This is a genomic window from Magnetospirillum sulfuroxidans (genome assembly GCF_018224925.1).
Lineage (GTDB): Bacteria > Pseudomonadota > Alphaproteobacteria > Rhodospirillales > Magnetospirillaceae > Magnetospirillum > Magnetospirillum sulfuroxidans.
Genome location: NZ_JAGTUF010000030.1, coordinates 20,595 through 35,669 on the forward strand (window position 1 = coordinate 20,595; position 15,075 = coordinate 35,669).

Consider the following 15,075-nt stretch of genomic DNA (forward strand, 5'->3'; position numbering starts at 1 on the left):
CGGATGAGTGCAATTTTGCCGCATTGCTTCGCCTTAAAAGAGGGGGATCCGGTCACAATCGGCCAACCCATCATTCTCATCCACTCCGAGGACCAGTTAGGCGACAGCGATATTCTCCTGCCCGTCACCAATGACTGGCTACTCTGGCAGAAGCGGCGGAATGGCGGGCAGCCCATCTTCTATGCGGGGCAGGTGCTATCGGAGGTGAACTTCGATGCACTGAGTCGTGAAATTTTCACCAAGGGCTATGAATGGGCCATGGTGAGGGGAAAAGATGTCACCACAATCGACGGAATTTCTCTGAGCCGCAGGTTGGCCCGCTTGGTTTCCAGCTACATTGCCGATTACGAACGCATTACCGCCATGGTTAATGGCGTGCTGGAACGATTGCAGCCCAGCCTCGTGCGGTTTGTTGAGTTTCGGTCGGATATTCCGTCTCTGGACCAAGATGAGATATTCTCCATCATCTGCGCTCTGGCCGGGGCACGGGGGATTGCCGTGGAAGATGTCCGCTCCACCGCAACGAAAGTACAAAAGCCACCAGCCAAACCCGTCCAGCCTAGGCAGACTCGGCCTCTACAGGCGGTGTTCTCCTGGACATTAGATGTCCTTAGTGCGGCGCGCGGATTGTTGGCCCCAAACCGACCGCGTGCTTTGCTGATTTGCACCCACCTCAATACATCGCCACTGCTGAAGGCTTTTGCTGGCGGCAAAATATTTCCTGTTATTCTGGCTGATTGGTATCCCAACAAAAAGAACGTGGGGACGCTGCTGCGCAGACTTGTCGCCGGTGTTCTCTTAGTCTCCGCGCGTGGTCGTCTCTCACCCGATGATAGACGCCGGGTCGATCTCATCGTCGAATTCATCCGGGATCATTGGCGGAATTGTCCGGCTATCAATGACCGCGAAACGAGAATTCGTAATTTTGTTGAGCGCGAGTTTTTTTCCTGCCACCGCCTTCATGCTGTGGCTGCTGATGTCGCTCACGCCCGTGCGATACTTGACCGCGCCAACCCTAAGGTCGTGTTGACTGACGGATTGCAGGATCCCTTCACCAACATATTGCTAGACCTTGCGGGGCAGCGAGGCATTCAGCGGGTGATCACTTGGCACGCTCCGCATATCGGTTTTTCGCGCATTCCCGCCTTGGTTTTCGATCATGCACCACCCTTGGTCGATCATGTCTTCAGTTGGGGTGAACAGATGGAGCGATGGCTTAAGACCATCGGTTCATCGGTACGGACCGTACGGACTGGCAGTCCAATTGCAGAGCAGCGTTGCGCCCTAGCACCGCGCCCTGCCGGCGGATCCTCGGTGCTGCTGCTGCAATATGCAACTCCGGTAGCCGATTTCGCCTCACGCGTCGCGAACCAATATGAGTACTTTGTCACCTTGGCTCGCCGTTTGAGCGCTGGCGGACTCGACGTCACCTTGAAGGTCCATCCAGGACAGGACGTCTTAGACTATTACACTCGAATCGCTGCCTATTTCGGCATCCAATGCCACATGGCCCGTTTTGGCAACCTGGGGGATTACCTTGAAGCGGCCGATGTGGTGATTGGACCGGTTGTCAGTGGCTCCATGCTCGAATCCATCGCCTCCGGTCGTCCTTTCGTACCGGTCTTGCTATCACCCCACTCGTTGTTCGCGGATCACTTTCTCCCTGATGAAACCTTCGACATTGCTGGTGCCGCTGATGTGGTATTGTCGAAAAAATATCCAGATAATTCCCGTATTCTTTCGTATTTCTTGAGCATTGATCAGACACGGTCGGCCGGCCTCCGTATCTGGAATCAGTTGGAGGCTCTCACTCTTGGGGGCACGACCGGGGATCAACAGGGGTGGTGAAATGAAAACAATAAAAATAGCACTGTGCGATGTCCGTCACGCCACCCGCGGAATCCATTCATTTCTGATGCCCATCGCTCTCGGACTGCTCGGTGCTTATGCCATCAAAAATGTCCGCGCCGCCAAGATTGATCTCCGACTCTATCGCTCGGGCGAGAAGTTTTTCGAGGAATTCGAAGAATTTCAGCCTGATATCGTCGGGTGTAGTTTTTATACATGGAACCGCAGCCTGACGCTTCATCTGCTAGATTTCGTCAAGAGACGTCGTGGGAACACGCTTACCGTCGTTGGCAGTCCCGAATTGGATATTGATGTTTCCTCGCGCGCAGCCTTCATGCTGGACAACCGCCAGATTGACATTTGCGTGCCGGGGGAGGGCGAAATAACCTTTACCGAGATCGTCCAAGCGGTGGTGGATGGCAAAGACCCGATGGGGTTTGAACCGATCATGGGCTGCTGTCAAGTAGCACCTGACGGCCTTTCCGTTGTCGAAGGCCCCGACCGCCCCCGCCTGTTAAGCCTGGACGAAGTACCCAGCCCCTACCAGACCGGACTATTCGACGAGTTCTTCGCCGATAACCTCCACCCGTTTATTGAGCCGACACGCGGTTGCCCCTTCACCTGCACCTTCTGCCGCGAATCCATCGATATGTGGTCAAAGGTTCGGTTCATGTCGCCCGAGCGTTTCGAGGCCGATTTGCGCTATTGCGCCGACCGTTTGGCTGGACGCCACGACGTTCAGCTCTGCCTGGGCGACAACAATTTCGGCATGTATGTGCAAAGTCTGGACTATGCCCGAATCATTCGCAGCATGCAGGATAGGTTCGACTGGCCCCGCCACCTGAACACCTCCAGTGGTAAGAACCAGAAAGAGCGCATCGTAGAGACGTCACGTATCCTCAAATGGGGCCTTTACTTCACCATGGCGGCGCAATCCATGCATCCGCCCACCCTTGAGGCCATCCGGCGCAAGAATATCTCCACCGAGGCAATGCGCCAGATACTCGTCGAGGTGAAAAATGACTGTCAGGACGCCTATGCTGAACTGATCGTCAATCTACCCCTCGAGACACGACAGACTTTCATCGATGGCATCCGGGCGCTGATCGATCTGGACATGAACCGTATCATCATTATGACCTTGGTCATGTTAAAGGGTACGCCGCTGGCAAGCCAAGCCGAGCGCGAGATGTACGGGTTCAAAACCTGTTACCGCATCATTCCACGGGCTTTCGGCAGATATAACGGCGAAACCGTCGTGGAGATCGAGGAAGCTGTGGTTGCCACGGACACCATGTCTCTCGATGATTATCTCGAGATTCGCAATCTTCAATCGGTCATCAATACCTTATTCAATTCCGACACCGCCAACACATTGCGGCGCTTCCTGCGCGAGAACGGCGTGTCCATCTGGGATTGGATCGAGGGCACCTACCGCAAGGTGCTGACCGAGGACAGCGAGGCCGGTCGCCAGATGAGAATGTTCGCAGCCGAGGCCAAAGCCGAGCTCTTCGAGAGCCGTGAGCAGGTCCAAGCCTTCGCCGAAAGTCATTACGACAAACTTCTCTCCGGTGAGTACGGCGACAATTTGATGAACAAGTACATCGTACTCGCGAATGTCGATGGTTTCGATTCGTGGCTTACCGCCTCTCTTACCGTAGGTCGCGAGCTGCTGTTACAGGCCGGCTGCAATCCGGCCTACGTGGAAAGTGCGCTGGAAAGCCTGCGCACTTATATCACCATGACCTACAATTTCGCCGAGTGTTTCGACCGTATCCCCGAAGCTAACCGCCGCAACCGCGTCCGATTGGATTTCGATGTGGCCAGTTGGAGCCGTCAAGACAACCAAAAGTTGTCGGAATTCGCTGGCGAGGTAGATTACGATCTATGGTATTCCGAGGAAAAGGTTCGGCTGATACGGAACATTCTGGAAACTGGTTACGACCGCTCCCAGACCATTCAATTCGTTTACCGCGACCGTAAATATTACGCCATGCTGCCCGAAATCGAACGAACCAACGCCATCAATTTGGCCGAGGCGTGACGGTAGGGATGAGACCTTTCCTGAAAGCTTTGGGCAGTTTGCCGCGTACCGTGCCGGCATTGGCCCTGACAGTGGTGGCTGGGTTAGGAGAGGGCTTTGGGTTGGCTCTGTTTCTCCCTCTCATGGAGCGCCTGACTGGCGGCGATAGCGGCATCGCCCGCTCGGTGCCAGTGGTCGGCCCTTGGCTGGAGGCGCTTGGGCTGGTCAGTTCGCCGCTGGTGATGATCGCCATGGTACTGGTCGCCGTATCAGGGTCCTTCGCCCTGGCCTGGGCTCGCGACATTACCATATTGCGGGCCAAGTTCGCCTTCATTGCACAACGCCGGACAGCTTTGCTCGATGCCTTACTCCACGCGCGATGGAGCCATATGGCCCGTCAGTCCTCGGGGGATACCGTCAACCTGCTGCTAACCGAGTGCCACCGCGCCGGCAACGCCTTAGCCAGCCAGATTTCACTGCTGGGCACTTTATTCCAGATATTGGTCTATCTGGCACTGGGCGTTTTGATGTCGTGGCAATTGCTGCTACTAAGCACAGCCTTACTAATCCTGGTCGCCGTGGTTGTACGACCGCTTATGCGCCGGACTGGACTTCTGGGCGAAGCCTCTACAACCGCAAATCAGGAATACAGCCACCGTCTCGTAGACTTATTGCGGGGCTTGCGTCTAATCAGGGTCACTGCTGCGGAGGCAATGATAAGCGCACGCATGGCCAGCCTGGCTGACCGCGTCAGCCATGTGTTCGCCGAAGGTGAAATCACCACCGCAACCGCTTATTTCATTACCCAATTATTACCGGTGGTCGTGTTTGCCGGACTTCTGGCCGTAGCCACTGGTGGATTGGGAGTGGACCTGCCGATTTTACTGGGAATGCTGCTGATTTTATCACGGCTAGCTCCACGACTTGCGCAATTGCAACAGCAATACCAGAGTTGTTTGATCAATTTAGCTGCATTGGTACCTTTGGAACGATTGCTGACCGAGACCCTTGCTGCGCGGGAAGATACTGGTGCCGGTCAGCGCGAGGAATTCCATCGTCTGGTCGAGGGCATATCCTTTCGTGCCGTCACTTATCGTTATGAACCTGAGGGCGCGGCGGTACTGGACAAGATCGATTTGGCCATCGGTCGCAACCAGATGGTCGGTATCGTTGGCCGGTCCGGGGCCGGCAAATCGACTATCATCGACCTGTTGGCGGGATTGCGTTCACCCACTCACGGCGAGATTCTCGTCGATGGTCGCCCCCTCGCTTCGCTGGATATGTTGAGCTGGCGCTGGCGTTTGGGCTATGTCACCCAAGATCTGATGCTGTTCAACGACACCTTGCGCAATAACCTGCTGCTTGGCCGCAATTATCCGCAGCAGGACATCGAGGACGCTATAGCAGCGGCTGATTTGACCGAGGTAATCTCAACTCTTCCCGATGGTCTTGATACCATCACCGGAGAGGGCGGAATACGCCTATCCGGTGGTCAGCGCCAACGCGTCGCCCTGGCGCGGGCTCTATTGGGTAAGCCGGATGTACTGCTTTTGGATGAGGCGACAAGCGCACTGGACAATGAATCCGAACGAACGGTCCTTAAGGCTATCGAAGGATTGCGGGATAAATTGGCGGTTGTCATCGTTGCACACCGCCTTTCCACCGTACGCAAAGCCGACGTAATATATCTACTCGATCGCGGCGTGGTCGCGGAGACGGGGACCTATGAATCCCTGGCGGCAAAAGGCGGGCAGTTTTCCCAGCTTATCGGCGCAGCGGATAGAGGGGAGAGGGGGGCACCTTGAATTTCAACACGCTTGAATTCATATTGTTGTATCTGCCAATCGTCATTGGCCTGACCTATACGGTGCCGCCAACTTGGCGCTTGAGGGTTTTGCTCCTCGCTTCGCTAGTATTCTACGGAATCTCAGGCCTGCTGCCGCTTGCCTTCCTGATCGCAAGCGTCTTATGGGGCTATGCTTTTGCTCTGCTATTCCGCCGCCACCGCTCTACTGGAGCGCTGCTAGCAGCTGTGTCGCTGCCACTTTTGACGCTGTTCCTTGGCAAGTATTTACGCTTCACCCTTGACACCATCGGAGTCGGTGACACAGTCCGTACCGCTTTTGCGCCCGTTCTCGCCATCGCTCTACCCGCTGGTATCAGCTTCTACACCTTCAAGATTATCAGCTACGAATTGGACGTCTATGACGGCAAGGTCAAGGCGACTTCATCTCTGACTCTGCTGGCCAGCTTTTTCTGCCTGTTTCCACATCTGATCGCCGGACCTATCCTACGGTTCGCCGACCTACAACAGCAATTTACCCGCCTCGCCACCGAAAGAAAAATTGACGCTGACTGGAATGGTGCGATCAAATTCTTTGCCATTGGTCTTTTCTATAAGACCTTCTTCGCTGACATGTTACGTGGTCTGCACGAGAGCTATCCGCTATTCGCTGCCGCAAACAATTACTGGGACACATGGTACTACGTGCTGTCCTACGCCTTCGTCATCTATTTCGACTTCTGGGGCTATTCACTAATGGCCATTGGCTTGGCCAAGATGGTGGGGATCGACTTTCCCCGTAATTTCCGTGAACCCTACATGTCGGCCTCGCCCAAAGAATTTTGGCGCCGCTGGCATATTACGTTGTCGTTTTGGCTGAGAGATTACGTCTATCTCAAATTGGGTGGCAACGACCGTTATGTGCGCAATATCCTGATCGTTTTCTTGGTCACTGGATTATGGCATGGGGCTGGCTGGAATTTCGTGCTGTGGGGTGGCTATCATGCTGTCTTTGTGCTGCTGTATCATTTCAGTCGCCGCTGGTGGGATGCTTGGCCGCTTCTGGTGCAACGCTGCATAACGTTCATGGTTGTCGCTTTGGGGTGGCCGCTGTTCTTCCTCAAGCCGGACGGCTATGTGGATCTCCTTGCCAGACTTGCCCCCACGAGCACTCATTGGGCTAGTTCGTTCGGCCTGCATCATTGGCTGATCATGGGCATCGTCGCGGCCTGGACCTTCTTTGTCCGTGAAGACAAATTAATCTTCAATACTGATCGTCCCAGCTTCCTCGATAACCCGGTGCTGTTGGGGATCGGGACTTTCATGTCAGTGCTTTTCTTAAACTATGCGCGCACCTTCATCTATTTTCAGTTTTAGGGGGCCGTCATGACCTCTCCCTTCAGACACCGCAACCCCATCATCGCCATCGCCGTGTTTTTGAGCTTGGTGACGCTAGCCGTCGCAGGCCACCTCAGGCTGCCCGAATACCGCTCGAAACCGATCGACTTCACCCAACTCAAGAGTGGTGAGTACCTGTTGCAGTTGGGCCTGACCCGACGTCAGGCCGGCTCCGTCAAGATCGGCTTCAATGAACAGGCCCCGCCTCCTCGCGTGGGCGTGTTTGGTAATCATCAATTCGGTTATTTCGACCGTACTGCCTTTGGTCCGGCAGGTACGAATGAGGGGTATTTCTTCAACAATTGGTATGCCAATTTGGCGCTACCCGAGATTCGCGACTATCTGGCGTGGCTAAACGAGATCGGTAAGTTACCGACCGACACTATCATCGTTCAAGTTACCACCCCCAACAACGACAATGGTGGTCACATTATCAATTACAACGGCGAACTACCACGCGATCTGCATGGTAAGTACACAGAAGATAGACCGCAACAATCTTGGTACGAGCGCGCTTACCTCCGTTTCAATGACTTGCGGGCCGAGGTCAAGATCATATTGAATTATCAGTCTGTGCTGTCTTCAATGTTCCCTGGGGGCATGGGCTTCTTGCGTTCGTCAGACGAACTGTGCATTGACTTGACCAGAAACCCACCTCACCACGGCCTCGCCGGCAGAATCGTTAACCTGCTACCGTCAACGCTGGCCTCGTATGCCGGTGAACTCGGTCGCCAGGTGGTGCTTTGGCGCGACTGCTCGGGCAGCGCCAAATTACAGGGCTTTAAAGGTGACGGCTCGGTGCGTGTAGGTTATTTCGGCACCAACTTATTACTCAACCAGCATCGCAAGGAAATTTGGCTCAAGCCAGGTGATGAAGATACGATTATCCGCTACATGCTCGACATCGACCGCCTGGGTCGCAAGGCAGGGCGCCAGGTGGTTTTCGTGGTGCCACCCGTCTATGAAAGTGAGAACTTCGTCACCGAGGCTGATCGCATCTTTACCAGGGCGCTGAAGCAATTGGACAGTCGCGTTATCGTACTTGATCACCGTTATCAGCACCAAGTTGATAACTTCATCACCTTCGACCATCCGGGCCCCATCTATTTTCAGAAGCTCGCCGCCGAGCTGGCCGCCAAGAATTTGCTGCCGTGACCGCCCGTCCGCCTCTCAGGGTAGCACTGACGATGCGCGTCACCCAGGCCGCCAGCTATGCGGAACCCCGCGACAGCCTGGCTCAGGATTGGATATTGCGCCTGCAAGAATGGGGTATGACGCCAATCCTGGTGCCCAATCGGTTGACCGACCCGGTGGGTTATGTGGCGGCGTTAACCCCCGACCTAGTGATCCTGACTGGCGGTGACGATATTGGGCTGACCCCAGACCGCGATGCCACCGAGCACGCCTTGCTGGCTGCCTCCATTGCCGCCCGCCGTCCGCTGTTGGGTATCTGCCGCGGCCTGCAACTGCTCAACCTGCATCTCGGTGGGGGATTGGAACCAGTGATCGGCCACATCGCCCACCCACATTCACTTACCGTCACCCCGTCCGGCGCGGCGATACTGGGATCGGTCGGAAATGTCAACTCCTATCACGGCTTTGGGATTCCGGCAGCCGCTCTGGCTCCGGGACTGGACAGTCTGGCCCATGACAGCGCTGGCAATATAGAGGCCGCCCGCATGCCGGGCTTGCCGGTCGCGGGGATCATGTGGCATCCAGAGCGCGGTATAGGCCGCCCCCAAGATCAAGCCCTATTTGAATACCTTGTCCACGGAGAGCGACTGTGACCAACGCCATCATCCTTGCCGCTGGTAGCGGTTCGCGGTTGCGCCCCTACACTGACGACAAACCCAAATGCATGGTCCCGTTATCGGGGATCCCGCTGATAGAACGTCAGTTGGCCGCGTTAAAGACCGCAGGAATCACTGATGTCACCGTCATTGTCGGCTACCGCAGTGAAGCGTTTCAATACCTTGGCCTGCCACTGGTGGTTAATCCCCATTGGGAGACCACCAACATGGTCGAAACCCTGTTCTGCGCCGAATCGGTTCTGACCGACGACACCATCGTCGCTTATGCCGATATCGTCTACGAACCGCGCGTTATTACTGCTCTGATGGCTGCGCCACACGAAGTATCCGTAGTTGTTGATACCGGCTGGCGCAGCTATTGGCAGCATCGCTTTACCAACCCACTCGACGACGCCGAATCTTTACGTCTGGACGAAAAAGGACGCATTATCGACATCGGCAATAAAGTGAATTGCATTGATGATATCGAAGCCCAGTATATCGGCTTGATGCGCTATCGAGGTGCAGGCATCCCTATCCTGAAGGATACCAGGGCCGCGATCGGTCATGTTTTCCGTCCATGGATGGCGAAACGACCTCTGGAAAAGGCTTATATGACTGATCTTTTAATGGAAATGGTGCTAATGGGCCACCCGCCCCATGCAGTGCCCATTGATCATGGTTGGATCGAGATCGACACAGTGACTGATTATGAAAGCGCCCAGAAGATGATCGCCGACGGCAGCATCACCCGCTTCTACCAGCCGTTCCCCGCCTGATGGCCCTAGATCGTCCGAACGTCGTATTCCTCTCGGTCGATGCCTTGCGCGCCGACCGCTGTAGCCTATACGGCTATGATCGCCCAACCACGCCCAACCTAGAGCGATTGGCCAAGCGTGCTATCGTTTGTGACAATGCCTATTCGTTGGCCGCCTTTACCCAAGGCTCGTTTCCATCCATGTTGACATCAACCCGCCCACTGTCCCACGGCGGCTATGACAACGGTGCGATGGGGCGACCAGAATCAGTATTTTCCCTTTTCCACCGCGCCGGTTGGTCCATGAACGTGCTGTCCTCGTTCAAATGGGTCAGCCGCTACTTCGGCTATGGCCAGGACTTTGACCGAGAAGAGCATCTGTACTCCCCCAAAGGACTGATGGGAACAGCAGTAAACCGCACCAAGAGTTCCATCATAAACTGGAGGAATGGTCGCCTATCCAATGATGAGATGCTATCTCTAATAACCCAGGTTTTTGAGAAACTTTTTCATGATCTCAATGATTATTGTGAAAATAAACTTAGAACAATTGATTTTGATCAAGTAGATTTTTCAAATACTCATTTGATACTTGATGGCTTTGACTATCCCGCCATACAACGTAACGTGGCCGGTCATCGGGAACGTTTCCGTGCGGATCCAATGGCCTATGTGGACCGCTACTTCACTAAAATTCCTGAAGCCCATGAATGGATGGCCGCCGATTGGCGGCTGTGCCGCAAACCCGCTCGGTTGGTGGGCGAGGCGCTGCATCGAGTGACCAATAAAATGCTGGCCGCTGTAAGTCCCTCGCGTGCAGTGTTACGCCAGAACCGCATCAAACAATTCGTCGATGGTCACGCCTTGGCAAACCGGGTGATCCGAGTAATCCGCGAACAACAGAACAGCAAGCCGTTCTTCGTCTGGACTCATTTTCTCGATACCCATGTGCCCTATTTGCCAGGCCAGGGGCAAAGCTGGTACCGGCACGCTCACCACTACCTGGAGGCACTGGGCTATGGGCGTAGCATAGACCTTGCCATCGCCCCCCACAAACGACCACTCCACCCCGATCACCGCCCGGCGTGGAGCGCTCTTTATGACGCAGCCCTGCGTTACGTGGATGAGCAAATCGGTCGTATTCTCGATGCCATCGACGCTTCGGATCATGCCGACAACACTCTGGTCGTCGTCTGCGGCGACCATGGCGAGGAACTGGGTGAACACGGCAATTACAGTCATTACTTTCGCCTGCATCGCCATAATACATGGGTGCCCATGGTGTTCAGCCATCCAGGCCTGGAGCCGCAACGTGTCCCAACTATGACTAGCCTGCTAGACTTGGCGCCGACCTTGGCCGACTTGGCGGGGATTGACCCGGCTGAAGGATGGGAAGGACGCCCCGTCACTAGTCCCGAGGCGGCGGCACGCCGTCACTTGGTACTCGAGACCTTTTATGGCGGCAATTGTCTGTTCGCACTGCGCCCCTTGTATATGGCGGTCCGCACTCCCAACCACGGCTTCCTGTGGAAGGAACACATGGATCCTGAAGACAAGTTTGGACCCGAGGGGAACGAATTGTACGATGTGACCACCGATCCGTTGGAGCAGAATAACCTTTTCCGACCCGACCATCCGTTGGTGCGGGAGTTTTTGCCGCTTATCGCCCAACGGCTATCCCAGATCCCCGAGATAGCCCCCGAGCGCTGGCAAGCGCTGTTGACCCCCTTGGAGGAAAGCGCACCATGATCACTTGGCTGATCGGCATGTCCGGTGCGGGTAAGACCACCATCGCCGAACGATTGTACGGACGGTTAAAGCCGGATTGCCGACATCTCCTACTATTAGATGGGGATACCTTCCGTGACGTGCTTCGTAACGACGTGGATCACACCATCGAGGGTCGGCGCAAAAATGCCGAGCGGATTTCCAATCTCTGCCGAGCGATGGATGGCCAAGGTATCCACGTCATTTGTGCCGTACTATCCATATTTCCCGAGTGGCTGGCCTGGAATCGCGCCAATTTTTCCTCGTATTATGAGGTGTTTCTCGATATTCCCTTGCCGACATTAGAAGCACGAGACACCAAAGGCCTTTATGCCGGTGGGCGAAGCGGTCAGATCCCCAATGTGGTTGGCCTCCACATCCCCTTCCCTCGCCCATGTAACTCCGATCTGGTTCTCGGCGAAGCGGAACAGGCGTTGGGGATCGATGCCTGTGTCGATGCCATTCTCGCTCAAATGCCCAAACTGGATTGACCATGACCGAGGGGATGCTTGCGATCCTTGCCGGTTTGGCCAGTGCTGAAGCGGCAGCTGCGACCCTTGTGGCTTGGCTGCGCCCTGGGTGCAAATGGCTGATCACTACGCGAGACCTTGATCCACCCATTGACCGCGCCGGTCTCGATCGTTTTCTTGAACACGGTTGGGACGCCGATCTGGGGTGGGTCCGCAAGCCGGGCACCACCCATCGCGAAACCGGTCAGGGCGGGATCATCACTAGCTATACCATCGGCGCAGATGGTGCCCGCCACAACCTAAACTTCGACAACCAGCCAGTTAAAGTGACTGTATGGGGTGATTCCTATGCTTTTGCCCGTCAAGTCAACGACGACGAGACCTGGAGTCACGGTCTGTCGCAGGCTTTGGCCGGCAACGTGCAGAATTTCGGCGTTGGCAATTATGGACTTGATCAAGCACTTTTACGCTTAGACCGCGATTGGCGCCAAACTCCGCTCGCAATCATGGCCGTAGTACCTGAAACGATCTCTCGATGCCTGTCGGTGTGGAAGCATTTCAGTGAATATGGAAATATTTTCGCCTTCAAACCGCGCTTCCACTTATCGAATCACAGGCTACACTTGATGCCTAACCCGATTCGCACCCCAGAAGACTTCCTGCGCATCGGCGAATTGTTGCCGTCGTTGAAACGTGACGACGTCTTCTGGAAACGCAAGTTCAAACCAGACTTGCTGGGCTTTCCCTGGAGCCTCCGCCTCCTGGCCCGCCCACAGCGCCATCTACCGCTGATCGCTGCCGCTCTTGCCGACCGGATAGTCGGCGGCGAACATGCCTTCACCCAGATTATGCAACGCAACATCACCCTCACCGCCTCTCTTTACCGCGAGGCCGAACCGGTAGATCTGCTTGAAGCCCTTTGTCTACGTTTCCGTGACCAAGCGTACGAACGAGGGGCACGGGCCATCGTGGTGATGTTACCACAGCTCCTAGACCTCGCCAGAATCCGTGCCGGCGATCACTATTACGCGCCTTTTCTCCGCCGCCTTGCCAACCACATGCCAGTGGCTGACATGGCCCCTGCGCTGCTCGCGACAGGTGACGAACGGCCTCTCTACATTCATGACTCCTATGGAGGTCACCTCTCTGCCTTGGGAAACAAGATCATCGCCGACACCCTGGCCCCCCTCTGTCGTGTATTGGCCACCGATTCGCCGCTGGGAATTTGAGACGGCCATGCCTGTTTTGCTCCACCGCAGTACCGATCTCCCCACTCCACATAGCTATGTCTGGTGGATGGTGGTGACCGCCCCCGAACCCGATCTCGATCCTGAACGCCGATTCCCCGGCCAAGCCTTGGCCTTAGAAGAGGCATTCGATCACATCCGCGATGATTGGTGGGCACTTGGGCGTCTCTTAGCCGAAACCCCGGGTGGTCGGATTGCTCACGCCCCCACCTGCGCCCCCTACAACAGCGATCTGGGCTTGATGATGGCCTGGGGCCGGCTCGTCGGACAAATTGCAACTAGGCCCGAAAATGTTCTGATCCTGTGCGATGATCCATGGGTTTTCCGCCATCTGGCGGACTTAGACGGCGTCAGCGCCGGTCGCCCCCCGAAATTGTGGCGTCGCGAATTCATCGGCGGATTACGAGGCATGATCTCGCGAGGACGTGTTGCCGTCCGTGCTGCCCTTGCCGCCCTGCGGACTCGTTCGACTCGCGCCAACCATGCCATAGGTGACGCTGTATTAGTGGTCTATGGCCACCCCGCAAGCAGTACCGACGGCAAGGATGCCTATTTCGGCACCTTGATGCGCGACATTCCCGCCCTCAAACGGGTTTTGCATACCGATTGCCACTCGGTGCGGGCGATGGAACTCTCGGCTGACAATCGTACAGCCAGCCTCCACGCGTGGGGCCACCCACTTTTTGCTCTAACAACGATATTTTCTCGCTGGCGCCCAAAAGCAGGGTATCCCTACCCCTGGCTTGTGCGGCGGGCTGCTCATCTGGAGGGGGCAGGAGGCAGTGGCACCGCTAATGCCTGGCAGGCCCATTGTCATCGCCGCTGGCTAACCGCCATTCGCCCCCGATCGGTATGCTGGCCGTGGGAAAACCATCCGTGGGAGCGTTCTCTGGTGCTTCAGGCACGACTCCTGCAAGTGGCAACCGTGGGCTACCAACACGTGGTAGTTGGTCGCCATATGTATAATCAAAGTTCCGCCCCCAATCCCGGCGGTATCACCGAGCTACCCGATGTTTTGTTGTGTAATGGACCGGGTTATCTTTCGCAATTGCGGGATTGGGGCGTGCCGTCCGAACGTCTGCGCATCGCAGGTTCACTGCGCATTTCTCCCGTCCAGCGCCTCTCCCATGATCCGACGGCACCGTTCTTTGTCGCCCTTTCACATGATCCAGCCATATCCTCTCAAATGGTAGACGCCCTGACCAAACTCCCCAAGGGAATTCGCTTCTTGGTCAAGGCTCATCCCATGTTCCCGTTCCAACTGGCCGAAAGTGGGACACTCCGCCGAACCGAGTTGCCGCTGCCCGAACAGCAGAAATTAGCCGGCGTTATTTTCTCAACCGGCACCGTGGGGCTAGAATCTTTGCTCGGCGGATTGCCCACCTTCCGCTTCCTCCCGCGTGGGCTGGTCGCGCTGCATACCCTTCCGCCGGGGGTAGAAGCCATAGACGTGGACGCAGATACCCTCGCTGGCATCTTGGACGACCCCACACTTCCGCCCCCCATATCATGGGACGAGGTGCTGTCGCCGCCGGATCTGGATACATGGTTAGAGGCCTTGTTGATCTAGGCTCAGAACCATCAACAAGCCGACGAACCGCAAGATCTTCGAGACCTATGTGGAGACGCAACTGGCTCCAACGCTGCAGCCGGGCGACGTCGTCATCCTCGACAATCTGTCCAGCCACAAAAGCGAAAAGGCCAAGGCCATCCTCAAGGAACGCGGCGCATGGTTCCTGTCCCTCCCGCCCCGATCTCAATCCAATCGAAATGGCCTTCGCCAAGCTCAAAGCTCACCTTCGCCGCATCGGGGCACGCACGATCAGCCAACTATGGGGGGCCGTCGGCAGTATCTGCGACCTCTATTCGCCCGACGAATGCTGGAACTACCTCAAGCATGCCGGATATGTCGCAGATTAACAGGGTGCGGAAAAAGGCGTGTTCGCGCCCCCTTTCCCCGTCGGTCCGAAGCGTTCAGCGGCGTCGACGAGG

Annotated in this window: 11 protein-coding genes and 1 pseudogene; all 12 read left to right on the forward strand. The window is 56.0% G+C overall.

The features are described 5' to 3' along the window. Positions 1-3: 3 nt before the first annotated feature. Positions 4-1,848, forward strand: coding sequence for a hypothetical protein (locus KEC16_RS18605; RefSeq protein WP_211551751.1), 1,845 nt, complete (start codon positions 4-6; stop codon positions 1,846-1,848). 1 nt (position 1,849) lies between these two features. Further along, the gene (locus KEC16_RS18610) at positions 1,850-3,892 is read left to right on the forward strand and encodes a B12-binding domain-containing radical SAM protein (protein WP_211551753.1); all 2,043 of its coding nucleotides are present in this window, start codon (positions 1,850-1,852) and stop codon (positions 3,890-3,892) included. A gap of 8 nt (positions 3,893-3,900) precedes the next feature. Beyond that, on the forward strand, positions 3,901-5,676 hold the full coding sequence (locus KEC16_RS18615; protein ID WP_211551755.1) for an ABC transporter ATP-binding protein: 1,776 nt from the start codon (positions 3,901-3,903) through the stop codon (positions 5,674-5,676). Continuing rightward, a complete protein-coding gene (locus KEC16_RS18620; protein WP_211551757.1) occupies positions 5,673-7,031 on the forward strand; it encodes an MBOAT family O-acyltransferase in 1,359 nt (452 codons plus the stop codon). The genes KEC16_RS18615 and KEC16_RS18620 overlap by 4 nt, the downstream gene beginning before the upstream one ends. Before the next feature lie 9 nt (positions 7,032-7,040). Further along, positions 7,041-8,207, forward strand: a complete 1,167-nt coding sequence (locus KEC16_RS18625; RefSeq protein WP_211551759.1) for a hypothetical protein — start codon at positions 7,041-7,043, stop codon at positions 8,205-8,207. A 32-nt stretch (positions 8,208-8,239) separates the two neighbouring features. Next, positions 8,240-8,839, forward strand: a complete 600-nt coding sequence (locus KEC16_RS18630; protein WP_211551761.1) for a gamma-glutamyl-gamma-aminobutyrate hydrolase family protein — start codon at positions 8,240-8,242, stop codon at positions 8,837-8,839. Then, on the forward strand, positions 8,836-9,621 hold the full coding sequence (locus tag KEC16_RS18635) for a phosphocholine cytidylyltransferase family protein (RefSeq protein ID WP_211551763.1): 786 nt from the start codon (positions 8,836-8,838) through the stop codon (positions 9,619-9,621). The genes KEC16_RS18630 and KEC16_RS18635 overlap by 4 nt, the downstream gene beginning before the upstream one ends. Beyond that, positions 9,621-11,348, forward strand: coding sequence for a sulfatase-like hydrolase/transferase (locus KEC16_RS18640; RefSeq protein ID WP_211551765.1), 1,728 nt, complete (start codon positions 9,621-9,623; stop codon positions 11,346-11,348). The genes KEC16_RS18635 and KEC16_RS18640 overlap by 1 nt, the downstream gene beginning before the upstream one ends. After that, entirely contained in the window at positions 11,345-11,857 is a 513-nt protein-coding gene (locus tag KEC16_RS18645; protein ID WP_211551767.1) for an adenylyl-sulfate kinase, read from the forward strand. The genes KEC16_RS18640 and KEC16_RS18645 overlap by 4 nt, the downstream gene beginning before the upstream one ends. 2 nt (positions 11,858-11,859) lie before the next feature. Then, positions 11,860-13,065, forward strand: a complete 1,206-nt coding sequence (locus KEC16_RS18650) for an SGNH/GDSL hydrolase family protein (RefSeq protein ID WP_211551769.1) — start codon at positions 11,860-11,862, stop codon at positions 13,063-13,065. Between the two features lie 7 nt (positions 13,066-13,072). Next, complete coding sequence (locus tag KEC16_RS18655; protein ID WP_211551771.1) at positions 13,073-14,653, forward strand: hypothetical protein; 1,581 nt, start codon at positions 13,073-13,075, stop codon at positions 14,651-14,653. 10 nt (positions 14,654-14,663) lie between these two features. Next, positions 14,664-15,003: pseudogene (locus KEC16_RS18660) on the forward strand (transposase); the annotation flags it as partial. Between the last annotated feature and the right edge of the window lie 72 nt (positions 15,004-15,075).